This window comes from Paraburkholderia sp. SIMBA_030 (assembly GCF_046535245.1).
Taxonomy (GTDB): domain Bacteria; phylum Pseudomonadota; class Gammaproteobacteria; order Burkholderiales; family Burkholderiaceae; genus Paraburkholderia.
The window spans coordinates 1-263 of record NZ_JAWRXB010000804.1; the positions used below are offsets into that span (position 1 = coordinate 1).

Annotated in this window: 1 protein-coding gene; it reads right to left on the minus strand. The window is 61.2% G+C overall.

The window, feature by feature from the left end; genetic code table 11:
* The coding region (locus tag SB772_RS42205) for an AI-2E family transporter (protein ID WP_410838800.1) at positions 1 to 263 on the minus strand (263 nt) is incomplete at both ends.

Sequence of the window (263 nt, forward strand, 5' to 3'; positions counted from 1 at the left end):
GCCCACGATCGGGATGAATCCGCCGATAAAGACGAACGCACCGAGCGGAAGCGCCAGGGGAACACCGGTCAACGCCAAGGCAACGCCAACAATCAAACCGTCCGTCGCCGCGACGACGGCCGTGCCACGGACGTACCCGCCAAGGACGATGGCGCTCCGTTCCATGGCCAGGTGCGCATTGGACTGGCCGTCAGCGGGAAGGAATCCAATCAGGAAATTCCGGATCTTGTGGCCGTCCTTGAGGAAGAAGAACAAGATGACAG